This is a genomic window from Microbulbifer pacificus (genome assembly GCF_002959965.1).
Taxonomy (GTDB): Bacteria; Pseudomonadota; Gammaproteobacteria; order Pseudomonadales; family Cellvibrionaceae; genus Microbulbifer; species Microbulbifer pacificus_A.
This window is the reverse complement of sequence record NZ_PREV01000027.1, coordinates 1,446,606-1,468,200: the sequence shown is the minus strand read 5'-3', so window position 1 is coordinate 1,468,200 and position 21,595 is coordinate 1,446,606. Positions and strand designations below refer to the sequence as shown.

Below are 21,595 nucleotides of genomic sequence, written 5' to 3'. Positions count from 1 at the left end.
GCCGCGTGGGTACAGTTTTCATTATGCGCGGGGCGCTAGGATGCGCCGGTTTCCATCTCGTCCCCATCGACGGCGTCATTCTGGTTTCCCTGCAGTGCCAGCTCGGCGATGTAGGAGGAGAGGAAGACCCGGCCGCTGAGTTGCTCCAGCAATCGGGAACGACTGAGTCGATCGAGTACCGGTCCTTTTACTTCCGACAGATGCAGGCGGATGTCGCGGTCGCGGAGGTCTTTATTGACGTGTTGCAGTCGTTCAAGCGCCGTGCCGTCGATACGGCTGACGGAAGACAGGATGAGGACCAGTTCGCGAGTATCCGGGTGTCGTTTCAGTTCACTCAGCAGGCGACTTTCCACCGCGCTGATATTGCTGAAAAACAGGCTTTCGTCGATACGCAGAAACAGAATCTCTTTCCGGGTTTCCACATCGTGGCGCAGCACGTTGCGAAAGTGTTCAGTGCCCGGCACGCGGCCCACCACCGCAATATGCGGGCGGCTGCTGCGCCAGATCAGGGTGGCGAAAGAAAGGCCGATACCCAGTGCAATCCCCACTTCCACGCCAAACAGCAACACACCGAGGAAGGTGAACAGCATGGCCAAGCCGTCGGTGCGATCGTAGCGCCAGTTGTGGATGAAACCACCGAAGTCGAAGAGTCCGGCAGCGGCGACGATGATGATGGCCGCGAGAACCGTCAGGGGCAGCTCGCTGAACATCCCGGTGAGGTACAGCAGAATGGGGACCATAAGCAGACCGGCGAGGACTCCTGCCAGCGGAGACATGGCACCGGCCTCCGCGTTCACCGCGGTGCGGGAGAAGCTGCCGGCAACCGGGAGTCCACCGGAAAAAGCGCTGGCGATATTCGCGGCCCCGAGCCCCAGCAGCTCGCCATCGGCATCCAGTCTCTCGCCTCTGCGGGTCGCCAGTGCCTGTGCAATGGAGAGACTTTCGACGAATCCCAGCAGCGAGATAATCAGTGCGGGAAGCAGCAGGCGATATATCAGGCTCCAATTGAGGTCGGGAATTGTGAGCTCCGGCAGGCCGGTGGGTATGTCGCCCACGATATCCAGTTTGTCTGTCAGAGACCACTGATGGACCAGGGCAATGGCACACAACACCAGTATCATCGGCATCAGTTTCGCCGCCAACCGGGCAATCTGCTTTGGGGCGCCGAGACGGAACAGCAACATGGGCAGCCAGATCCGGCTGATCACGAGTAACACGGCAGTAACGACACCAAACAGCAGTGTGGGCAGGTGTGCCTGGGGCAGGTGCTGGATGACATGCAGAAGCTTGATAGAGGCCGTATCGCCCTCTGCCTCGATACCCAGTAGAGCCGGTAGCTGGCCAACGATGATCAGGGCGGCGGCGCCGGATACGAAACCGCTGACGACCGGGTGACTCAGAAGATTGGACAGTGTGCCCAGCTTGAGCAGTCCCATGGCGAATAGAAATACGCCGCTCAACATAGTGAGCATGATGGCGGCAGAAATATACTCCGGGCTTCCCACCGGCGCGATCGAGGAAAGGGCGGACAGTGTCATCAACGACAGTACCGCGGCGGGGCCGACGGACATGGCGCTGCTGCTGCCAAAAATGGCGTAGACCACCAGGGGAAGGAGGCTGGCATAAAGCCCGATATGTGGCGGCAGACCCGCGAGCAACGCGTAGGCGAGCCCCTGGGGAACCAGCAGCATGCCGGAAACCAGGGCGGCGGTCAGATCGGCGGGCAGATTCTGGCGTTGATAGTTCTTCAGCCAGTTGGGGATGAAGTTGTTTACCCGCATCGGAGTGTCAGGGGGTCCGCAAATACGTTGGCCTCAAAAGGATAGCCGCTGACGCCGGCAAAGCGCCAGCGCCGCGGCAACCACAGTCGCAGGGCGTGCTAGAGAATTATGTGTTGCGGCGTTCTCGCCAGTGAAACACCCACATGCCGAAAATCATGCACAGAGTGAACAGAATGGCGCCGGGTTTCAGTGCACCCGTCGCCACGATTCCCGGGCCAGGACAGAATCCAGCGAGCCCCCAACCTATACCGAATATCAGGCTGCCGAGGATCAGGCGGCGGTCGATTTCGCGTTTGCCTGGGAGTTGTATCGGTGCGCCGAGAATTGAGCTGGAGCGTTTTTTGGCGAGCGCGAACAGCGGCAACCCCACAGCGATGGCGCCCCCCATTACCAGTGCCAGTGACGGATCCCAGGCCCCAAATATGTCGAGAAATCCCAAAACTTTTTCCGGGTTGGCCATCCCAGAAAGCAGCAGCCCGAAACTGAACAGCAGCCCGGCAATAAACGCGGAAATGGAAAACTTATTCATGGCTCAGGCTCCGAGCAGGTGACGAATGACATACACGGTGGCGAAGCCCCCCCCCATGAAGGTGAGTGTGGCGGCGAAGGAGCGCGGTGACAGTCGCGACAACCCACAGACGCCGTGCCCACTGGTGCAGCCTGCTGCGTAGCGAGTGCCAATGCCTACCAGCAAGCCGGCAGCGACAAGCATTGTTGCACTGGCGTGGATCTCGATGTCGGGCAGGGCATGGAACAGCCCCCAGATGGCGGGGCCGGCCAGCAGACCGAGTACAAACGCCAGTCGCCAGCCGCGATCCCCGCGGGGCCAGTCGAGCAGGCCCCCGAGTATCCCGGATATCCCCGCGATTCGGCCATTCATAAGAATCAGCCAGGCACTCGCCAGGCCGATGAGCACGCCTCCTGCGAGGGCAGTGAGGGGCGTGAAGGCATTCCAGTCGATCGTCATGGTGATGATTTACTCTGCGCAATAAAGTTGATAGAGCGTTTGTAACAGTGTGAGAACCCTTGGGTCGGAAACCCGATAGTAGACCCGTTTGCCCTCCTTGCGGGTGGCGACCAATCCCTCCCGACGGAGTATCCCCAGTTGCTGTGAAAGGCTGGGTTGGCGAATCTCCAGTCGCTCCTCCAGATCGCTGACACACAGCTCCTCCTGGCTTAACAGGCACAACAGCAGCAGTCGGTCCTGGTTGCCCAGCGAGCGCAACATAAGCGAGGCATCGGCGGCTGCGGCACGCATCCTGTCGAGACTGATATCGGTTGTGTTGGGCATGGGCTGGTCCGGGCAAACACTTTGCTTGAAAATAATATATTTAAAAATATAATGTTTGCAAGTATATTGAACGACGAACTGATACAGGCGGAAGGTTGTTATGAGTCACACCCCAGATTCTCCTCGCGTACAGCCCTTTCTCGACGAGATGACCGAAACCTGGAGTTATGTTGTGTACGACCGCGAGGGTGGCTGTGCTGCGGTCATAGATCCGGTGCTGGATTTTGATCAGGCCTCGGGTCATACCGCCACCGCTGGAGCGGAAAAGATCGTCACTTTCGTTCACGAGAAAGGTCTGACGGTGGAGTGGGTGCTGGAGACGCATGCCCATGCCGATCATCTGTCGGCGGCCCCCTTTATCCGCGAGCGTCTGGGCGGGAAGATTGCGATCGGCGACCACATCACCCAGGTGCAGGGCATCTTCCGCAGCGTATTCAACCTGGAAAAAGAATTTCTGGTAGATGGCTCCCAGTTTGATCATCTGTTTGCGGAAAACGAGACCTTTCGTATCGGTGATCTTGAGGGGAGGGTGATGTATGTGCCCGGTCATACACCCGCGGATATGGCGTGGCTGATCGGCGACGCGCTGTTTGTGGGCGATACCCTGTTCCTGCCCGATGTCGGTAGCGCCCGCTGCGATTTTCCCGGTGGTGATGCGCGCTCGCTGTATCGCTCTGTGCGTAAGTTACTGGGGTTGCCGGAACATACCCGTATGTTCATGTGCCACGACTACCCACCAAACGGTAGCCGCCCGCACCAGTGTGAAACAACCGTGGGTGAGCAGAAACGCAACAACATTCATCTGAAAGAGGGCATCAGCGAAGAGCAGTTTGTGAAAATGCGCACCGAACGCGATGCAACCCTGGGGATGCCGCGACTGATCATTCCCTCCATTCAGGTCAATATCCGTGCGGGTCAGATGCCGCCCGCGGAAGACAACGGCACCGTGTATTTGAAAGTGCCGGTCAACAAATTATGACTATTGAACCGGCAAGGAGTAACAACATCGTGGATTTAAAAACACTGGATCAGCAGGTAAGTGTTTCTGAAGAGTTGTCTCTGGAATCTATACCGGTGCTCGCCGATGCCGGTGTAGAAATTCTGGTATGTAATCGCCCAGAGCTGGAGGGGGAAGACCTCTCGAGCTTTGCGGAACTTGAACAGGCCGCTAAGAACGCCGGTATGATGTTTATTGCGATACCGTTTTCCCGAGGGCAGATGCAGCCTGCGCACAGTGAGGCATTTGTCGAGGTGCTGAATAGTGGTAAGCGCGTGCACGCCTTTTGTCGCACCGGTAATCGCTCCTGTAGTCTTTGGGCCGCGGCTCGCTGTATCCAGGGGGCGGACAAACGCGCACTGCAGGTGGCGGCACAACAGGCGGGATATGACATTTCCGGTGTGCTGGTGACCTATTGAATGGGCCCGTGGGTGTGCAAGTGACGTGGTTGCGCGGCAGCAGATGAATACTGGCGATATTGGAAATCCGGTTCCAAGGCTGATTCGTCGCTATGTGCCAATCACCGTTTGGCTTCCGAATTACTCCGGCGGAAAGTTGCGACGCGACCTGGTGGCCGCTGCCGTAGTCACCGTAATGTTGATTCCGCAGTCACTGGCTTACGCGTTACTGGCCGGCTTGCCGGCGGAAGTCGGCCTCTACGCGAGCATCATTCCCCTGGTCGCCTATGCCGTGTTTGGCAGCAGCTGCACACTGTCGGTGGGGCCGGTGGCGGTCGCATCGCTGATGAGTGCGGTAGCGCTTGGACAGGTTGCGGCACAGAGCACGGCGGACTACCTGGTGGCCGCAGCTGTGCTGGCCCTGTTGTCCGGCGGCTTTTTGATGCTGCTGGGGGTTTTGCGTCTGGGATTCCTCGCCAATTTTCTGTCGCACCCGGTTATATCCGGGTTTATCACTGCATCCGGGATTCTCATCGCCTTCAGCCAGCTCAAGCATTTGTTGGGTATCTCTGCCAGCGGTGGGAGCCTGCCGGAGCTCATTCACGGAATAATACAGAACCTGGTGCACTGGAACCCCATCACGTTGCTGCTTGGCATGGCGGTAGTGTTGTTCCTGATATGGGCACGTTCGGGGATGGTGGTATTGTTGCAGCGCCTTTCCCTATCGAAAGACGCGGCATCCCTGATGGTAAAGGCCGCGCCGGTGCTGGGGGTGCTGGCAACTATTGGCGTGGCCTCCGGTTTCAATCTGGAAGACAAAGGTGTTCAGCTGGTGGGTGCCATTCCCGGCGGGCTTCCAACGTTGCAGTGGCCGCATGTAAGTCGAACCCTGTTTGAGCAACTGGCGCTGCCAGCAGTGATGATATCCGTCATTGGCTATGTCGAATCGGTTTCCGTCGGTAAGACCCTGGCGGCCAAGCGGCGCCAGAAAATTGATATGAATCAGGAGCTGATCGGTCTCGGCAGTGCCAATTTTGTCGCGGGTATTTCTGGTGGCTTTCCGGTGACCGGCGGATTTTCCCGCTCGGTGGTCAATTTTGATGCGGGGGCGGAGACACAGCTCGCCAGTGTTTTCACTGCCATCGGTATTGCACTCGCCGCGATGTTCCTGACGCCCTTCCTGTATTACCTGCCGAAGGCAACACTGGCGGCGACGATCATCGTTGCCGTGCTGTCGCTGGTGGACTTTTCCATCCTGAAAAAGACCTGGCGTTACTCGCCGAGTGATTTCTTTGCCGTACTGGTCACCATCGTGGTTACTCTGCTGTTCGGAGTGGAAACCGGTGTTTCCTGTGGGGTGCTGGCGTCGATCGTATTGTTTTTGTACCGCACGTCCAAACCGCACATTGCAGAAGTGGGGCTGGTGGAAGGGACCGAGCACTTCCGTAACGTCGAGCGCCATCAGGTATTGACCGTGCCGCAGATACTGAGCATTCGGGTAGATGAAAGCCTGATGTTTTCCAATGCGGCTTTTCTTGAAGAGCGGATATATCGCGACGTGGCGGCAACGCCGGAGCTGTGTCACGTTATTCTGATGTGCAGCGCCATCAATGAAATTGACTGGAGTGCACTGGAGACGCTCGAGTCCATCAACGAACAGCTGAAGCAGGCGGGTATCTGTCTCCATCTTTCCGAAGTGAAAGGGCCGGTGATGGACGCGTTGCAACGCTGCGGCTTCCTCAAGGACATTTCCGGTAAGATTTTCTTCACTCAATATCAGGCATTCACGGATTTGCGGGGGAATTTTTCCGGGTGCGCCGAGCTTTGAGGGCATTTTTAAGGCGTTTTCCGTATGCTTGGAATACAAACGTTCAGGAAAAAAGGTAGGGAAACAGTGCTTTTTTTTCTGCGTCGGTCAGTGACTCCACCCGTACGATATTGTTGTGCGGGATATTCTCAGGGTCCGGATAATTCCTGAGTCCACGCTCCAAACTCGCCTCGCGCAGAATGTGCAGAATCGGGTAGGGGGCGCGATTGGTCAGGTTTTCCGCGTCCTCGGGTTCCGTGTCAGCAAATTGATAGTGAGGATGGAAGCTGGCGATCTGGTAAATGCCCTCGTAGCCGTGCCGTTTTAGCAGCCACTCGGCATCGTCGAGAAAAAAGTTGTAATCCTGAAAATCCCGCAGTTGCGTGGGTAAAATCAACAGGGTGGTTTCGACCTCCTGTTCGTTGCAGCGATCCAGTACCTGGAATTCCTGCAGCAGTTCTTCCAGAAGTACCTCGGTGCATTTTTCACCCGCAGCATCGCTCACCACATAGCGGATTTGCCCGGCGCGTAGTGGCTTGCGGGCGAAGGGGCATAGATTCAGGCCCACTACCACGTCCTTCAGCCACTGCTCTATCTGCGCGATAACCGGATCACTGTCTGCCATAGCGGTCGCGTCCGGTTTACCACATCAGATCGTCGGGAATTTCATAGCCCGCATAGGGATCGTCTGCTTCGACCACCGTGGTCTGCTCTGGCGGTTGCACCACCATACTGGGGTTGCGCTCGGCAATCTTGTCGGCAATGACCCTCGGTACCAGCTCGAAACTCTCGCCTTCGCCGACAATCATCAGGCGACCGGCGATCAGATGGTCCTGCACGGCGGTTGAGACGTAGATTTTTTTCACTTTTTTATCGAAAGTGAAATGGTAGGCAACGTCGTTCTGACCGTTGGCCCCTTTGGGCTGTTTGTTGTGTTCGATCAGTTGCTTGATCTGCGCGGCGATGGCCTTCTGCTGTGCCGCGGCCTCACGCTGGGCGTTCAGCTCGCGATCGCGGGCCACCTTGGCAGTGCGGGCCTGTTCAACCGCCAGTTTGGCGTCGTCCACTGGCGTGTCGCCAGACTTTTTGGCCACTTTGTTCTGCTTGCGCTTTTCTTTACTGATTTGCTTGGCTTTCTTGCCATCCACCAGACCTGCCTTGAGCAATTGGTCCTGAAGTGATGCCATTGGTAAGTACCTGATCGGGAAGTTCTGGCGGGAATTCTAGCGGATTGGAGACGGGATCGCAGCAGGGGCGCGGCCATCGGACTTCGCAGGCTCTCTGAGGGCGGGCCACAGCACCCGCATCGTGAGCGGGGGCTGTGGCTGCGGTATTCGGCGAATTATTTCGCCAGTTCAAACACCAGTTCCAGGTTTACCGAAACGGAAGTCTCCCCTACCGCAATCGGCGTACTGGCGCTGTCTTTGGCGGTCGCCATTTCCGCGCGCATCATCGGGCGGGGCATACCGCCGTGACTGCCTTCGGAAATACTCACGATTCTGCGTACTTTGGTGCCGAGCGCCTCCGCATAGGACTCGGCACGGGCCTGGGCCTGTTTCAGGGCTTTCTCACGGGCCTCGGCCAGCAGGGGCTCCGGCTCACCGATGGAGAAGCTGGGGCCGTGAATCTGATTGGCACCTTCCGCAGCGAGAAGGTCGATGACTTTGCTCAACTCATCCAGTTTGCGCACAGTGATATTCACGTTGTTGTGGGCCTGGTATCCCAAAAGCTGGCGTTCGCGGTTGGGTTGGTAGTCGTAGCGGGGCATCAGATTGATACCGCTGGTCTGTACGTCCTTATCGTCGATGCCGGCCTTTTTGATCGCCTGCATCAGCTTATCCATCTGTTCTGCGTTGGCTCGCATAGCCGCATCGCTTTCGCTGGCTTCGGTGACAACGCCCGCGGAAATATTGGCAATATCCGGGGCGCGGCTGGCTTCGCCCTGAGCGGAAATGGAAATCAGTGTGCCGGATGGGTGTTTGCCAGTACCGCCGCCACAACCAGAAGCGAGTACAGCGAGACTTGCCAGTAGGCCGGCGGAAAACAGTTTGAGGGTCTTTTGCATGGCGAATCCTTAATTTGCCAGTGATACGTCAGTTTCTATTATTGGCGTTCAAACATGAACTTCAGGTGAACAGCCGTTCGAAGGTTTCATCCTGCGGGTGGTAGAGCGCAAAACCCAACCGCAATAACTGCTGGCGGCGATCGCACAGCACATTTTTCTGCCGTAGTTCCAGCTGAAGTTTTTCCGCATTTGTCGCGCTGCCACAGCGGAAGGTAAAGAAATGGCCGTGACCGTTTTCCAGGTCGTGGGCAATGAGATTGTCGCGGTTCAGCAGTGGGTGCCGGGCGGCATCCATGGCTGCGAGAAAGCGCCGCTGATTCCCCTGTACATAGCCGTGGATGCCCTCCACGGTGATGCCTTCGCGTTCGTACAGATCCAGTACTGCCAGCGCTTTGTACAGTGGTGAGTAGTCCATGGTGGCGCCGGCAAAGCGCAGCCAGTCAGATCCGAAACCCACACCTTCCGCGCGGTTCTCCAATTCTGCCATTTCCGCAAACCAGCCGGTATTGAGTGGACGCAGCTGGCAATCCCGGGGGATAGTCATAAAGCACATCCCTTCGCCGGCACCCAGATATTTGTAGGAGCCTGCGGTATAGAACACCTTGTCGGCGATGGCGGAGAGGTCCGTCGGGCGAGCGAAAAATGCGTGGTAACCATCAATCACCATCTGCACGGTTGCGGGCTTGCGTGCGGCCAGTTCCAGCAACCCGGGGAAGGCGACACCGGAATCAAAAAACACTTGGCTGGCGTAGGCGAGCTGATAGTTGCCACTGTGCAATTCCCGCTCGAAGCGCTGGGGCAGGGTGGCAAAGGGTTGTGTGGCCACTCGTACAACTTCTACATTGGTGAGTTCTTCAAGGCGCTGCAGCTGGCGGGCGAAGCTGTAGAATTCCCCATCCGTGGTAAGTATGCGCAGCGGCCGGGTCAAATCGAAGGCGCTGATCAGTCGATATACCAGCTCGTGGGTGTTGGGCGCGAGCGCAATCTGCTGCGGTGCGGGGTGGTTAAGTGCCTTGGCAATGCCGCGTTGGAAGGCTGGTATCTTCTCGCCGAAGATGATCTCCCACTTGCTGTCGGCCATCTGTGCCGCGTCCTGCCAGTAGGCATTGACGGCGTCCAGGGTGACGTCTGGCCAGAAGTGGTGGGAGTGGCATGCCATATGCAGCACCGGCAGGTCGCACGTTGTGGAGGCCGTTTTTTGAGCAGCCTGTAAAAAGTGTCGATAGTATTTTTGGTACATTTCGCGCTGGTAACTTTTTGTCTGGTGACTAAAGTAGTCACCTTGTTGATGTAGCGGGATTGTAATCCCACAAAGGAGGCGTTGCAGTGGAATATTTGCACACAATGGTGCGAGTCACCGACCTGGAAAAATCTCTGGAATTTTATTGCGACAAACTGGGCCTGTATGAGGTTTCGCGCAATGATTATGAGAAAGGCCGCTTTACTCTGGTGTTTTTGGCTGCACCGGGCGATGCCGAATCCGCGAGCAGCGAAAAACGCCCCTGCCTGGAACTGACTTACAATTGGGACCCGGAGACCTATAGCGGTGGCCGCAACTTCGGCCATCTGGCATATCGCGTGGACAATATCTACGAAACCTGCCAGCGCCTGATGGATAAGGGAGTGACCATCAACCGCCCGCCGCGGGATGGCCATATGGCGTTTGTGCGTTCGCCGGACAATATTTCCATTGAACTGCTGCAGAAAGGGGATGCCCTGGAGCCGCAGGAGCCCTGGGCGTCCATGGAAAATACCGGGACCTGGTAACCAAATCTTGCAGATAAGTCGTAGGTAAAGTGGTAACAGTGAAGAAGCAGAGAAGCTGTGTGATCCTGGCGGGTGCGAATGCGACACGCCAGATAAAAGATGAGGGTTTGCGCCCGGAAATGATCTCCACGCTGGTGGGGGCGTCCGGTGGTCCCAAGTGGCTGGCGATCAGCCAGCTGGACCGGGTGTTGATCGGTGAGTTCTTTCGCGATCGCCGTTTGCCGATCGCCACACTCGGCTCCTCCATCGGCAGCTTTCGCAATATGTGTTATGCCACATCCGACCCTATGGCGGCCCTGGAAACGCTGGAACACGGATACGTAAACCAGACCTACGACAGTGCGCGTCCGACCCCGACGGAGATCACCGCTGCCGGCGAGCGGATATTGCGTGAAGTGCTCGGCAGCAGCGGAGCGGAAGAGGTGGCAAGCAATCCGGTGTGGCACAGCCACTTTGTGACCGTGCGTGGCCGCGGGCCTCTTGCCAGTGAAAAGCGGGCTGTCCTGGCGCCTGCGCTATTGGCGTCGGCGCTGGCCAATGCGTTTAGCCGCCGCAGTCTGCGCGCTTTCTGGGATCGGGTGGTATTCCACTCAGGTGCCAGCCCCAGCGTGGATTTTCGCAACCTCTACACGGTGAATACCTCACTCAACCCGGAAAACGTATGCCCCGCGGTGTTGGCATCCGGTTCCATTCCCCTGGTTATGGCCGGTGTGCCGACCCCTGCGGGGGCGCCGGCCGGTAACTACCGGGATGGGGGCATCACCGATTACCATTTTGACCTGGGTTTTGAGCATCCGGAGGGGCTGGTGCTCTACCCGCATTTCTTTCCGTATCTGGTACCCGGCTGGTTCGACAAGAGTTTCCGCTGGCGCTGGGTGCGCGGCGGCGCCATGCAAAATGTCATTCTGGTGGCGCCGTCACCGTCCTGGGTGGCGACATTGCCCTTCGGCAAGATTCCGGACCGGGACGATTTCGTAAAGCTTTCTACCGAGGAGCGCCTGCGCTACTGGAACGCGGTGACGGATGCCGGCAAACAGGTAGCAGAGGATTTTTACGAATTGTGGCAAACTGGCGCCATTGCCGACGAACTGATCGAAGTCGGCGGAGATCAGGCGCCGCACAAACTGGCGCTGTCCGCCTGACTGGCCGAGCGGTCGTGGGTGGATACATCGCCCTTAACCGAATCGCGACGGACGGGACCGCAAGTGATAGATGCCGAATTTACCGAGCCGCAGGAAGAGTTCCGTACCACCCAGGAGCGGGTGTATTACCAGGTGCGTGATGCCATCCTGCGGGGCCAGTTTCTTCCGGGGAAGGCGATCACCATTCGCGGACTGGCCGAGCAGCTGAATTGCAGCCCAATGCCCGTGCGCGAGGCGCTGCGCCGCCTGACCTCTGAGCGCGCTCTTGAACTCTCCGACACTCGTCGGGTAACCGTGCCAACCCTGACCCGGGAAAAACTGGATGAAATCTGTGCTGCCCGTGTGGCGCTGGAATGCCAGGCGGCGGCCCAGGCTCTGCCATTTGTCGGGGATACAGAGGTGGCGGCCCTGCGCGCACTGGATGACCGGGTGACGGCAGCACTGGATAAAAATGACATCCAGGAATACGTCACGGGCAATCTCGAGTTTCACTTCACCCTCTATCGCCTTGGGCGTCCTCACATCATTCTCTCGCTGATCGAAAGCCTGTGGTTACAGACTGCGCCGCTGCAGCACCTGGTATTCCAGCGCTTCGGTGTACAGGAGTTGCCGGACCGCCATCAGGATCTGATTGTGGCCATTGCACAGAGAGATGAGCAGCGCGTGCGCACCGCCATTCGCCAGGACATTGAAGAGGGCCTGGGTTCCATTTCCGCCGAAGAGTTAATGCCGACCTGATGTTCAGTTACCTCCATATCGTTTTACATGCGCTCATTCCGCTGGCGATTGCCTGGTTTTTCTTTCGTGACGAATGGAAGAAGGCCGCAGTATTCATGCTGGCCGCGAACCTGGTGGACCTGGACCATTTGCTGGCATCCCCGGTATACGATCCCGATCGCTGCAGTATCAACTTCCACCCGTTGCATACGATGTTCCCCATCTCTTTTTACGGCGCCATGATGTTCCTGCCCTGGAAGCCGGTGCGCTGGCTGGGTATTGGTCTGATTGTCCACATGCTGCTGGATGCGATTGATTGCGGCCTGTGATCTCTCCATTGTCTGTTCTTTCCCTCTGACCGCTCCCTATTTCAACTTCGGGCGCCAATCGACATTTGCTGACTATAGTGTTTCAGGACTCCCGGCACGGAAGGGCCGGGGTGTGACTTGTCGCTAATTGTTGGCCACCGTATAGGGCCGGCGCGTGCATCTGTTGAAGTGGTTGCGCTTTCATGTCGGGTCACACTAGAATGTGATCACATTTTGCGGCGCCAACCTTTTGCCCATACTTTAAAGCGCGCCAGGAAACGGGAGTGAGTTCATGAACAAGCAACAGTTACAACAACATGACCGCGAGCACCTGCTGCACCCTTTTACGGATTTTCACGACTTGGGCCAGCAGGGCACCCGAGTGATCACCCGTGCCGAAGGTGTGTATATCGAGGACATCGATGGCCACAAAATGCTCGATGGTATGTCTGGCCTCTGGTGCTGCAACCTGGGCTACAGTCGCCGGGAAATTACCGAGGCTATCTACGAACAGCTGAATCGGTTGCCGTTCTATAACAGCTTTTTCCAGTGCACCACCGTACCGTCGATTGAGTTGGCGGATTTGCTGGCGGAAGTGACTCCGGCGCATATGAACAATGTGTTCTTCACCGGCTCTGGCAGTGAGGCCAACGATACCAATCTGCGTATTATCCGCCGTTACTGGGACCTGCAAGATCGGCCCGAGAAGCGCATCATCATCTCGCGCAACAATGCATACCATGGTTCTACCATCGGTGGTGCCAGTCTCGGCGGCATGAGCGGCATGCACAAGCAGTTCCAGTCCCTCGACTACATCGAGCACATTCAGCAGCCCTACTGGTTCGGTGAGGGCGGTGACATGTCACCGGATGAATTCGGCGTGTATGCGGCGCGCTGCCTGGACGAAAAAATTCAGGAGCTGGGGCCGGAAAAGGTAGCGGCATTCATTGCCGAGCCGATTCAGGGTGCCGGTGGTGTGATCATTCCACCGGAAACCTACTGGCCGGAAGTGAAAAAGGTACTGGATCAGTACGATATTCTGCTGGTCATGGACGAGGTAATCTTCGGCTTCGGCCGCACCGGTGCCTGGTTCGGATCGGATTACTACGGACTGAAGCCGGATCTGATGACCTTCGCCAAGGCAGTTACCAACGGCTACTTCCCTCTCGGCGGTACCATGGTGAGTGATCGGGTGGCCGAAGTCATCAAATCCAAAGGCGGCGAGTTTACCCACGGTTATACCTATTCGGCGCACCCGGCAGCCTGTATGGCGGGGCTGGCGACACTCAATATCCTGCGGGATGAAAAAATCATCGAAAACGTGCGTGACAACACGGCGCCGTATCTCGCCAAGCGCTGGGCGGAGCTGGCGGACCACCCTATTGTTGGGGAGGCGCGTTCCCTCGGACTCGTCGGTGCGCTGGAGTTGGTCAATGACAAAGCCGGTCGCACGCGCTTTGATGACAAATGCACGGCCGGCGCCGTCTGTCGTGGAATGAGTATCAAGAATGGTCTGGTCATGCGTGCAACCGGCGATACCATGATCATTGCACCACCTTTGATTCTGTCCACCGCGCAAATTGATGAGCTTGTTGAAAAAGCCCGTCGCGCGCTGGATGAAACCGCCAAAGCCATGGCGTAAACTGCGTGATAAAGAACCTGTCTGCGTGTGTTTTCCGCGGACAGGGGAAATGAAATACCTCCATAAGTGAATTGGTTATGGCAGCACAAGAACAATACGAGCCGTCCCAGGAATTGCTTGCAGCGTCTGAAGCCTTTCTTGAAGCGCACCCGAAACTGAAATGGATTGAGGGCTTTGCTTTCGACATCAATGGCATACCCCGGGGCAAATGGCTGCCAGCGGACTCCGCGCACAAACTGCTTGGGGGTGGTTTACAGATGCCGCGTAGTGCCGTCAGCCTGGATATCTGGGGGCGGGATATAGAAGACAGCCCGCTGGTATTCGCCAGCGGCGACAGCGACGGCATTTGCATGCCGGTGTCACCGATTACCATGGCACCCTGGCATCGGGAGCAGACGGCACAACTGCATATGCAGCTGTTTGAAGCGGATGGAACGGTGCTGTTTGCCGACCCTCGCTCCCAGTTGCAGAAAGTGGTCGCACGGTTGGAGCGTCTCGGCTACAAGGCCGTATGTGCTACCGAACTCGAATTTTATCTGCTGAAAGAGGGGGCCGATGAGCTCGGGCACCCACGCCCGGTCAGCGATAACGACTCCGATCTGGTGCCGTCCACCGACGTGTACGATCTTTCCGAACTGGATTCCCAGCGCCACTTCTTCGCCGACGTACGCGCCGCCTGTGAAGCCCAGGATATCCCCGCTGATTCGATTATTTCCGAGTACTCTCCCGGCCAATTCGAAATCAACCTGCTGCACTGCAATGATCCGGTGAAAGTGGCGGATCAGACGCTGTTGTTCAAGCGCCTGCTGAAAGGTGTTGCCCGCAGCCACGGTTTGCGCGTGAGTACCATGGCCAAGCTGTTTGGTGATCTCGCCGGCAACGGCATGCACGTGCACCTGAGCCTGGAAGACAAAGACGGCAATAACGTATTTGACGATGGCAGTGAGGAGGGCACCGATCTGCTGCGCCAGGCCGTGGCCGGCATGATGGCAACAGCCAATGATTCCATGGCCATCTTTGCGCCGCACAGCAACTCCTATCGGCGGTTCCAGGAGAGCAGTCACGCGCCGCTGAATCTGTGCTGGGGATATGACAATCGCACGGTCACCTTCCGTATTCCGGCGGGTGATTCCAATGCCCGGCGGATTGAACACCGTATAGCCGGGGCTGATGTGAATGCCTATCTGGTCCTGGCGGCGATTCTCGCGGGCGTCTGTCACGGCCTTGAAAACCGTCTGCAGCCACCGGAGCCGGTGGAGGGCGACGCTTATCAAATGGAAAGTGAGCATCAATTGATCAACACCTGGAGCGGTGCGCTCGACCAGTTTGAAGAAAGCAAGCTGTGGAAGGAATATTTCGACCCGGAGTTTGTTGATCTGTTTGTGATGTTGAAGCGTCAGGAACAGGCGGAGATCGCCTCGCGGGTGACGGACGTGGAATACGAGAGTTACCTGCAGCGCGTCTGAGGTGCTGCCAGTGAATATTCAGGCGTGGATTGCGACCCGTAATCAACGGCTTTGATGTCAGGGCGACAGGTAGCGGAAAATGCTCTGCTATACCTAAGTACAGACAGCTGTGTGCTCGCGTACACAGTGCGTCGCAAACTCTCCTCCTGAAAGTGTGTTCGAGAAAACTGGCCCGCCTTATGGCGGGCATTTTTTTGGTGCATACGGAATAACGGAAATTTCTTCCCATTTGTCGGGGAATGCTTAGCAAGTACTTGCTGTTTTCCCGAAAACTCCACCTATACTGAAACTAACCGTACGCGCGGGTCACCTTTTGTGCAGTGGCCCCGACGGCCATGGAGCATTTCAGAGTTAAAAGGAGTTACCCATGCGAACCAAGTCCCTTCTTCTTCCGCTGGTGATCGCCGCCGCGGGTGCAGCCTCGCCGGCATTTGCCGATTTCAAAGGCGGAGATTTTATCGTCCGTGTCGGTGCCGCCTATATGGACCCTGATAATGATACAGTCAATAGCGTCCAGGTTGTCGGTATCGAGGACCCTGATGATCCCGATGCACCCGCTATCCCAGTAACTGTTGAGAACTATCTGGACCTGGATGACGACACCACCTGGTTCATTAACGGTACCTACTTCATTGTTGATCACTGGGCGGTACAGCTCGGATACATGGATGGCGCGGATCTGGAAAGCAATCTGGCAACGAGAATTTCCTCTCCCGGTTACGGTGAGTGGACAGCGGCCGGTAGTGTCGGGGATTTTGAAGCCAATATTTCTACCTTCTTCGTCAACTGGTATCCGGTGTGTGTCGAATCCTGGATACAACCGTACATCGGTATTGGCGTTAACTACACCGATCTTGATCAGGAGTTCCTCAGAAAAGCTGCCGATATCGAATATGTCGGACCGGATATGGAGGTGGTCAGAGAGTCCACCGGCCTGATCAATTTGGGAAGCTCCTTCGGTTGGGCCGCCCAGATTGGTGTGGATATGGCGTTTGGACGCAATTCCAGCTGGTTGTTTAATGCATCGGCCATGTATGTTGATGCCGACCCGCGCGTTGAAATCGGTTTTGATGGTTATGAGCCCGTGACAGTGGACAGATTCAGTGTGCGTGTCAATGAAGATGTCGAGTTCGACTCCTGGATTTTCAATTTGGGCGTGGGTTACAAGTTCAGCTTCTGATCTTTGACGATTGCTCCAGATATTTTTGCCCCGGGACAGCCGTCCCGGGGCCTTTGTCTTGGGATTGTTGATCGCAGAGCACTCAGCCATTCAGACTGAACGGTCTCGTCTCTGGTGTGGACGGATTCAGTCTGGCAGTCATTTCCTTGCCGGTGTATTCTTCGCCCTTTTACGGCGCCCGAGCTATTTGCGTTCGCCAAAACAATAATTCTGGGGAATCTATGACCGCCTTGGGCAATCATACAGACGGTCCGACGGCCAGTAACCGGCCATTGAATATCTGCTTACTCGGCTATCGAAGCCATCCCCACTGTGGTGGTCAGGGCATTTACCTGCATTATCTGAGCAAGGCGCTGGTGGAGGCGGGCCACAAGGTCGATGTCATTTCCGGCCAGCCTTATCCGGAGTTGGATCCGCGGGTCCGCCTGATCAAAATACCGGGCCTCAACCTGTACGAACACGAAAATCCCACCCGCGCACTCAAACTCCATCACTTGCTCAGCTGGGCGGATTTCTATGAGTGGTTCGGAAAACTGACTGGGGCATTTGCCGAGCCATATACGTTCGGGCGCAGGGTTGCCCGCTACCTGCGTCGCCACGGTCAAGACTACGACGTGGTGCACGATAATCAGTCACTCTGTTATGGATTGCTGGATATTGAAAAGTCTGGGCTGCCCGTGGTGGCGACTATCCACCATCCGATCACCCGTGACCGCCAGTTAGCTCTGGATGCGGCACCGGACTGGTTTTACCGCTTGTTGGTGCGCCGTTGGCACAGTTTTCTGAATATGCAGATCAAGGTGTCCCGTCGCCTCAAACATATCGTCACCGTATCTTCACAATCGCTGAATGACATCGTCGAGCAATTTGGTGTCGCGCCGTCGCAACTGAAGTTGATTTACAACGGAATCGATACCGGCATTTTTTCTCCCCAGCCGCAGATAGCCGTCAACCCGTTCCAGATCATGACCACCGCTTCCGCGGATCAGCCGCTGAAAGGCTTGCGTTTTCTTCTTCAGGCGATGGCGCTGCTGCGTGGACGCTTTCCCCGGTTGCAACTGCTGGTGGTGGGAAAACTGAAGCAGGGCGGGGGCACTGAACAGCTGCTGCGGGAATTGAAACTGGAAAACGGCGTGCGTTTTGTATCTGGTATTTCCAGCCGTGAAATGGTTGAACACTACGCGTCATCAGCAATGGTTGTGTGCCCCTCTTTATATGAAGGGTTTGGCCTGCCGGCCGGTGAGGCCATGGCGTGTGGTGTACCGCTGATTTCCAGTGATGGTGGCGCGCTGCCGGAAGTGGTTGGTGACGCGGGTATTGTGGTACCTGCGGGAGACAGCGGTGCACTTGCTCGTGCCATCGAGCAACTGTTGTCTGATCCTGCGCTGCGTGCGGAACTGGGAATGGCCGGTCGGCGGAGAATTGAAGAACAGTTTTCATGGCGGGTGGCCGCGGAAAAACTGGTGGCGTATTACCGCGGGATTATTGCCGGTTCGTCCGAACACGGGATCAAACCTGCGGCTGTGGGGAAACATGATTCATTGCCGGCCCGCGATCCCTCCGACAATGCACATATTGCCCGTGATGTGTTTCCCGGCGATGAGCGTGATCGGGGGGAAGCGGCCTGATGATTACCATCAAACCCGAATTGTTGAACCTGAGGGCTGGGCAGCGAGTTCTGGACCTCGGGTGTGGCGAGGGTCGTCACGCCATTCACCTGATGATTACCGATGCGGTGGATGTATTCGCGGTGGATTTGAGTCTGCGGGATATTGCCGTTGCACGCGAGCGCGCGGAATCTTTTTTAACCTCGGGAGAATCTTGCGGTCGCGTGCAGTTCAGCGTAAGTGACGCTTTACAGCTGCCATTCAGCGATGATTTTTTTGATGTGGTTGTCTGTTCAGAGGTGCTTGAACATATTCCGGATTATGAGCGTGTACTGGCGGAGATAACCCGCGTGCTCAAACCCGGCGGGGTTTTCGTGGCTACGGTACCTGCCTATTTCCCCGAGTGGGTGTGCTGGAAGTTATCCGAGGCTTATCACCAGGTTGAGGGTGGGCACATCCGGATTTTCCGCGAGAAACAGTTGCGCCACAGCATTGAACAGCATGGGCATCAGTTTTTTTCCCGACATAAAGCCCATGCATTGCATGCGCCTTACTGGTGGTTGAAGTGCTTTTTTTGGGGGCGCGACGATCAGCCTCTGGTGTCCGCCTACCACCGCATGCTGGTTTGGGATCTGATGCAAAAACCGAAATTGACGCGCTGGGTGGAAAAACTCCTCAATCCCGTATTGGGTAAAAGCATCGCGCTGTACTTCGTGAAACCGAATGTGAAACAGAAGGTAAAACGGGTTGAAAAAGCGGAGAAACCGGAACCCCTTGAGAACACGGTAACGTCGCACGCGCGTTGCCAGCCCGAATCGGAAACCGGGCGTGAGGTGACGGCATGAGTTCGACCACTGCCGCAGCCATCCCCAAACGTATCGAGCAGCCATTGCTTGCCGTGGACTTTGTTCGTCGGAGTGCGGACTACATCCTCTCCCAGCAGCTAGAGAGTGGCTGCATCCCGTGGTTTTCCGGCCATCATGCAGACCCATGGGATCATGTGGAAGCGGCGATGGGGCTCAGTATTGCGGGAGAGTATAGCGCGGCCGAAAAGGCCTACACCTGGCTTGCTTCCGAGCAGCTTGAGGATGGTAGCTGGTGGGCTGCGTATAAGAATGGGGTGGTGGATAACCGCGAGCGTCGCGAAAGTAATTTCGTCGCTTATGTGGCGACGGGGGTCTGGCATCACTTTTTGATCACCGGCGACCGTGTATTTCTTAACGGTTTCTGGCCAATGGTGGAAAAAGCACTGGATTTTGTCGAGGCGTTACAATCTGAATATGGCGATGTTCAGTGGGCGGTGGATGGGCAGGGGGCGCCCATGAGTGATGCGCTGATCACTGGCTGTTCCTCGATCTATAAAAGTTTCGAGTGCGGCATCCTGATGGCGAGAGCCCTGAATAAACCGAAACCCCGTTGGAATATCGCCCGATCAAAATTGGGCCGTGCGCTCAGGGAGATGCCGGAGCGATTTGATCGCACTTGGGAGAGTAAGGCACGCTTTTCCATGGATTGGTTCTATCCGGTACTCACCGGTGTGTTTAAGGGCGCAGATGCAAAGGCGCGTCTACTGGGGAAGTGGGATGAATTTGTGGTGGCCGGACTCGGCTGCCGCTGTGTGAATGATGAACCCTGGGTGACGGTAGCGGAATCCTGTGAGCTGGTCATGGCATTGACGGCGGTGGGCGAGATGGCTAAGGCTGAAGAGCTGTATCGCGGTTTGCACCGCTGGCAAGACGAAGATGGTGGTTATTGGACTGGCTATGTCTATCGTGATGACGCCATCTGGCCAGAGGAAAAAACCACTTGGACCGTTGGCGCCATGCTGCTGGCTGCGGATGCGCTGGCGGGCCTCACGCCCGCGAGCAGCCTGTTTACTCGGGTGGCGCTACTGGATGCGACGCAGGATACCGAGAGTCTTGACCATTTCCACGAGCTCGAATTGAGCGGAAGCCAGCGCTAGCTTATAGATCTCATAAGGCGCCTGACCTCCGTCAGCCGGGTCGGGAAAAATATCGTGAATGGCAAGGTAACCGCCGGGCACGATATGCCGGGTCCAGCAACGGTAATCGGTCATCGCCGCCTGCAGGGAATGGCCGCCGTCAATGAACACCAGGCTCAGTGGAGTGTTCCAGTGCCGCGCCGCCACCGCGGACGATGCCACAACCGGTACAACGAATTCTTCCAGGTCCGCCGCGCGCATGGTGCTGCGGAAGTTGCGGAAACTGTCCATCAGCTGACTGCGTTCGTCAAACAGATCGCGATCGTGATACTCCTCACCGGGCTGGTGTTCCTCGGAGCCCCGGTGATGGTCTACCGCAAACAGTGTGTTGCGCATCAACTTGCAGGCGCTGCCCAGGTAAACGGTGGATTTGCCACAGTAGCTGCCCACTTCCAGGCAGGGCCCGAGATCGCTGGCTTCCGCGGCGAGTCGGTGGAGGGCGGCACCTTCCTGTGGGTCGAGAAAGCCTTTAACACTGTCGATGTCCAGGGGCAGGTCAAGTGAACGTGGTATTTCCATAAGAATTCTTCGGCTGTATTGATCGCATGGGACAGTAGCGGCGGATTGCCGTCATTGCAATGTGCGCCGGGGGCAAATCTGCTGACTAATATTACCCATTTTGAAATCGATAATAATCCGGGCGGCGGTTTCCGCTGCGATGCCAAATAACAACGTAATACTATGTAAAACTACGTGAAACAATGCGAAAAGATCATAGACCATACTGGCTGAAGCGCCTGATGCTGCAATTCCGCAACTGGCGCAGCCGGCATTTCCTGTTCCCCCAGTTCGATGCCATCGGGCGTGAACCGGAAGTGATGCATCCCGCGTCGGTGAAAGTGTTCGGCCGCAATATTCGTCTGGGCAACTTCCCCCACCTGATCTCCACGCCGGACAATTGCATCCGCTTCACCGCCATGGGGCACCGCGGGGGGGATGCAGAAATAACTATCGGGCATTATGTGCTGATTTCCCCCGGGGTGCGTATTTCCGCGGGACAATCCATCAGCATCGGTGACTCCTGCATGCTTGCCGCCAACGTATACATTTCCGATTCCGACTGGCACGGCCTCTACAATCGCACCCGTCCGTTCCGTTGTACGGCGCCGGTAGCGATCGGCAACAATGTCTGGATTGGCGATAGTGCGATTATCTGTAAAGGAGTCACCATCGGTGACAATGCGGTGGTGGGTGCGGGAAGTATCGTGACCCGGAGCGTTCCTGCCAATACCGTGGTCGCCGGCAATCCGGCGCGGGAGATCAAGCAGATCAATCCCCGCCGCCGAATGATTACCCGGGAGGCGCTGTTCGCCGACAGTTTCCGCCAGGCGCACAATCTGGATGAATTGGATAAAATGCTGCTTGCCGGCAATAGCCTGTTGGGGTGGCTGCGGTCTGTGGTGTTGCCGCGGCGTGGGGATTGAT

23 protein-coding genes are annotated in these 21,595 nt (G+C 56.8%); 14 read left to right on the top strand and 9 right to left on the bottom strand.

What is annotated here, in order from left to right:
* Positions 1–35: 35 nt before the first annotated feature.
* The 4 genes from C3938_RS17000 to C3938_RS16985 form a co-directional block, all read right to left on the bottom strand.
* Positions 36–1,781: a SulP family inorganic anion transporter gene (locus tag C3938_RS17000; RefSeq protein ID WP_105104390.1), complete on the bottom strand. Its 1,746-nt coding sequence runs from the start codon at positions 1,779–1,781 to the stop codon at positions 36–38.
* A gap of 106 nt (positions 1,782–1,887) precedes the next feature.
* Positions 1,888–2,310 (bottom strand): DUF6691 family protein, encoded by a 423-nt coding sequence (locus C3938_RS16995; RefSeq protein ID WP_105104389.1) that lies wholly within the window; start codon positions 2,308–2,310, stop codon positions 1,888–1,890.
* 3 nt (positions 2,311–2,313) lie between these two features.
* Positions 2,314–2,748: a YeeE/YedE family protein gene (locus C3938_RS16990; protein WP_105104388.1), complete on the bottom strand. Its 435-nt coding sequence runs from the start codon at positions 2,746–2,748 to the stop codon at positions 2,314–2,316.
* Between the two features lie 9 nt (positions 2,749–2,757).
* A complete protein-coding gene (locus C3938_RS16985; RefSeq protein ID WP_105104387.1) occupies positions 2,758–3,072 on the bottom strand; it encodes an ArsR/SmtB family transcription factor in 315 nt (104 codons plus the stop codon).
* A gap of 100 nt (positions 3,073–3,172) precedes the next feature.
* Here C3938_RS16985 and C3938_RS16980 point away from each other — a divergent pair, with 100 nt between their 5' ends.
* The 3 genes from C3938_RS16980 to C3938_RS16970 are packed head-to-tail and all read left to right on the top strand — an operon-like array spanning position 3,173 to position 6,295.
* Positions 3,173–4,051, top strand: a complete 879-nt coding sequence (locus tag C3938_RS16980) for an MBL fold metallo-hydrolase (protein WP_105104386.1) — start codon at positions 3,173–3,175, stop codon at positions 4,049–4,051.
* Between the two features lie 29 nt (positions 4,052–4,080).
* Positions 4,081–4,488, top strand: coding sequence for a TIGR01244 family sulfur transferase (locus tag C3938_RS16975; protein WP_105104590.1), 408 nt, complete (start codon positions 4,081–4,083; stop codon positions 4,486–4,488).
* 43 nt (positions 4,489–4,531) lie between these two features.
* The gene (locus C3938_RS16970) at positions 4,532–6,295 is read left to right on the top strand and encodes a SulP family inorganic anion transporter (RefSeq protein WP_105104385.1); all 1,764 of its coding nucleotides are present in this window, start codon (positions 4,532–4,534) and stop codon (positions 6,293–6,295) included.
* Positions 6,296–6,338: 43 nt separating this feature from the next.
* Here C3938_RS16970 and C3938_RS16965 read toward each other — a convergent pair whose 3' ends face one another.
* From C3938_RS16965 to C3938_RS16950, 4 genes are all read right to left on the bottom strand, one after another.
* Positions 6,339–6,899: a DUF1415 domain-containing protein gene (locus C3938_RS16965; RefSeq protein ID WP_105104384.1), complete on the bottom strand. Its 561-nt coding sequence runs from the start codon at positions 6,897–6,899 to the stop codon at positions 6,339–6,341.
* A 16-nt stretch (positions 6,900–6,915) separates the two neighbouring features.
* Positions 6,916–7,461, bottom strand: a complete 546-nt coding sequence (locus C3938_RS16960) for a DUF2058 domain-containing protein (protein ID WP_105104383.1) — start codon at positions 7,459–7,461, stop codon at positions 6,916–6,918.
* Between the two features lie 155 nt (positions 7,462–7,616).
* Positions 7,617–8,339 carry an SIMPL domain-containing protein gene (locus tag C3938_RS16955; protein ID WP_105104382.1) on the bottom strand — a complete coding sequence of 241 codons (723 nt, stop codon included), beginning with the start codon at positions 8,337–8,339 and terminating at the stop codon, positions 7,617–7,619.
* Positions 8,340–8,400: 61 nt separating this feature from the next.
* The gene (locus tag C3938_RS16950; protein WP_233998965.1) at positions 8,401–9,498 is read right to left on the bottom strand and encodes a hypothetical protein; all 1,098 of its coding nucleotides are present in this window, start codon (positions 9,496–9,498) and stop codon (positions 8,401–8,403) included.
* A gap of 167 nt (positions 9,499–9,665) precedes the next feature.
* Here C3938_RS16950 and C3938_RS16945 point away from each other — a divergent pair, with 167 nt between their 5' ends.
* The 10 genes from C3938_RS16945 (at position 9,666) to C3938_RS16900 (ending at position 20,131) form a co-directional block, all read left to right on the top strand.
* Complete coding sequence (locus C3938_RS16945) at positions 9,666–10,106, top strand: VOC family protein (RefSeq protein WP_105104380.1); 441 nt, start codon at positions 9,666–9,668, stop codon at positions 10,104–10,106.
* Positions 10,107–10,144: 38 nt separating this feature from the next.
* A complete protein-coding gene (locus tag C3938_RS16940) occupies positions 10,145–11,248 on the top strand; it encodes a hypothetical protein (protein ID WP_233998964.1) in 1,104 nt (367 codons plus the stop codon).
* A gap of 63 nt (positions 11,249–11,311) precedes the next feature.
* On the top strand, positions 11,312–11,986 hold the full coding sequence (locus tag C3938_RS16935) for a GntR family transcriptional regulator (RefSeq protein ID WP_105104378.1): 675 nt from the start codon (positions 11,312–11,314) through the stop codon (positions 11,984–11,986).
* Complete coding sequence (locus tag C3938_RS16930; protein WP_105104377.1) at positions 11,986–12,294, top strand: DUF6122 family protein; 309 nt, start codon at positions 11,986–11,988, stop codon at positions 12,292–12,294. Before C3938_RS16935 ends, C3938_RS16930 begins: the two co-directional genes overlap by 1 nt.
* Before the next feature lie 271 nt (positions 12,295–12,565).
* The gene (locus tag C3938_RS16925) at positions 12,566–13,915 is read left to right on the top strand and encodes an aspartate aminotransferase family protein (RefSeq protein WP_105104376.1); all 1,350 of its coding nucleotides are present in this window, start codon (positions 12,566–12,568) and stop codon (positions 13,913–13,915) included.
* 77 nt (positions 13,916–13,992) lie between these two features.
* Positions 13,993–15,381 (top strand): glutamine synthetase family protein, encoded by a 1,389-nt coding sequence (locus C3938_RS16920; RefSeq protein ID WP_105104375.1) that lies wholly within the window; start codon positions 13,993–13,995, stop codon positions 15,379–15,381.
* A gap of 367 nt (positions 15,382–15,748) precedes the next feature.
* Positions 15,749–16,561: an OmpW/AlkL family protein gene (locus C3938_RS16915; protein WP_105104374.1), complete on the top strand. Its 813-nt coding sequence runs from the start codon at positions 15,749–15,751 to the stop codon at positions 16,559–16,561.
* 221 nt (positions 16,562–16,782) lie between these two features.
* Entirely contained in the window at positions 16,783–18,189 is a 1,407-nt protein-coding gene (locus C3938_RS16910) for a glycosyltransferase family 4 protein (RefSeq protein ID WP_105104373.1), read from the top strand.
* Positions 18,189–19,013, top strand: coding sequence for a class I SAM-dependent methyltransferase (locus C3938_RS16905; RefSeq protein WP_105104372.1), 825 nt, complete (start codon positions 18,189–18,191; stop codon positions 19,011–19,013). The genes C3938_RS16910 and C3938_RS16905 overlap by 1 nt, the downstream gene beginning before the upstream one ends.
* Entirely contained in the window at positions 19,010–20,131 is a 1,122-nt protein-coding gene (locus tag C3938_RS16900) for a prenyltransferase/squalene oxidase repeat-containing protein (protein ID WP_105104371.1), read from the top strand. Before C3938_RS16905 ends, C3938_RS16900 begins: the two co-directional genes overlap by 4 nt.
* Here C3938_RS16900 and C3938_RS16895 read toward each other — a convergent pair.
* Complete coding sequence (locus C3938_RS16895) at positions 20,057–20,689, bottom strand: class I SAM-dependent methyltransferase (RefSeq protein WP_105104370.1); 633 nt, start codon at positions 20,687–20,689, stop codon at positions 20,057–20,059. The genes C3938_RS16900 and C3938_RS16895 overlap by 75 nt on opposite strands.
* A 182-nt stretch (positions 20,690–20,871) precedes the next feature.
* Here C3938_RS16895 and C3938_RS16890 point away from each other — a divergent pair, with 182 nt between their 5' ends.
* Positions 20,872–21,594: an acyltransferase gene (locus C3938_RS16890; RefSeq protein WP_105104369.1), complete on the top strand. Its 723-nt coding sequence runs from the start codon at positions 20,872–20,874 to the stop codon at positions 21,592–21,594.
* The last annotated feature ends 1 nt before the right edge of the window (position 21,595 follow it).

Excerpts from the sequence above, each read along its gene's own strand:
- C3938_RS16905 (WP_105104372.1), top strand. The coding sequence starts at position 18,189 with ATGATTACCATCAAACCCGAATTGTTGAACCTGAGGGCTGGGCAGCGA.
- C3938_RS16980 (WP_105104386.1), top strand. The coding sequence starts at position 3,173 with ATGAGTCACACCCCAGATTCTCCTCGCGTACAGCCCTTTCTCGACGAG.
- C3938_RS16900 (WP_105104371.1), top strand. The coding sequence starts at position 19,010 with ATGAGTTCGACCACTGCCGCAGCCATCCCCAAACGTATCGAGCAGCCA.
- C3938_RS16930 (WP_105104377.1), top strand. The coding sequence starts at position 11,986 with ATGTTCAGTTACCTCCATATCGTTTTACATGCGCTCATTCCGCTGGCG.
- C3938_RS16960 (WP_105104383.1), bottom strand. The coding sequence starts at position 7,461 with ATGGCATCACTTCAGGACCAATTGCTCAAGGCAGGTCTGGTGGATGGC.
- C3938_RS16915 (WP_105104374.1), top strand. The coding sequence starts at position 15,749 with ATGCGAACCAAGTCCCTTCTTCTTCCGCTGGTGATCGCCGCCGCGGGT.
- C3938_RS16995 (WP_105104389.1), bottom strand. The coding sequence starts at position 2,310 with ATGAATAAGTTTTCCATTTCCGCGTTTATTGCCGGGCTGCTGTTCAGT.
- C3938_RS16965 (WP_105104384.1), bottom strand. The coding sequence starts at position 6,899 with ATGGCAGACAGTGATCCGGTTATCGCGCAGATAGAGCAGTGGCTGAAG.
- C3938_RS16890 (WP_105104369.1), top strand. The coding sequence starts at position 20,872 with ATGCGAAAAGATCATAGACCATACTGGCTGAAGCGCCTGATGCTGCAA.
- C3938_RS17000 (WP_105104390.1), bottom strand. The coding sequence starts at position 1,781 with ATGCGGGTAAACAACTTCATCCCCAACTGGCTGAAGAACTATCAACGC.
- C3938_RS16925 (WP_105104376.1), top strand. The coding sequence starts at position 12,566 with ATGAACAAGCAACAGTTACAACAACATGACCGCGAGCACCTGCTGCAC.
- C3938_RS16950 (WP_233998965.1), bottom strand. The coding sequence starts at position 9,498 with ATGGCATGCCACTCCCACCACTTCTGGCCAGACGTCACCCTGGACGCC.
- C3938_RS16920 (WP_105104375.1), top strand. The coding sequence starts at position 13,993 with ATGGCAGCACAAGAACAATACGAGCCGTCCCAGGAATTGCTTGCAGCG.
- C3938_RS16895 (WP_105104370.1), bottom strand. The coding sequence starts at position 20,689 with ATGGAAATACCACGTTCACTTGACCTGCCCCTGGACATCGACAGTGTT.
- C3938_RS16910 (WP_105104373.1), top strand. The coding sequence starts at position 16,783 with ATGACCGCCTTGGGCAATCATACAGACGGTCCGACGGCCAGTAACCGG.
- C3938_RS16955 (WP_105104382.1), bottom strand. The coding sequence starts at position 8,339 with ATGCAAAAGACCCTCAAACTGTTTTCCGCCGGCCTACTGGCAAGTCTC.
- C3938_RS16970 (WP_105104385.1), top strand. The coding sequence starts at position 4,532 with ATGAATACTGGCGATATTGGAAATCCGGTTCCAAGGCTGATTCGTCGC.
- C3938_RS16985 (WP_105104387.1), bottom strand. The coding sequence starts at position 3,072 with ATGCCCAACACAACCGATATCAGTCTCGACAGGATGCGTGCCGCAGCC.
- C3938_RS16990 (WP_105104388.1), bottom strand. The coding sequence starts at position 2,748 with ATGACGATCGACTGGAATGCCTTCACGCCCCTCACTGCCCTCGCAGGA.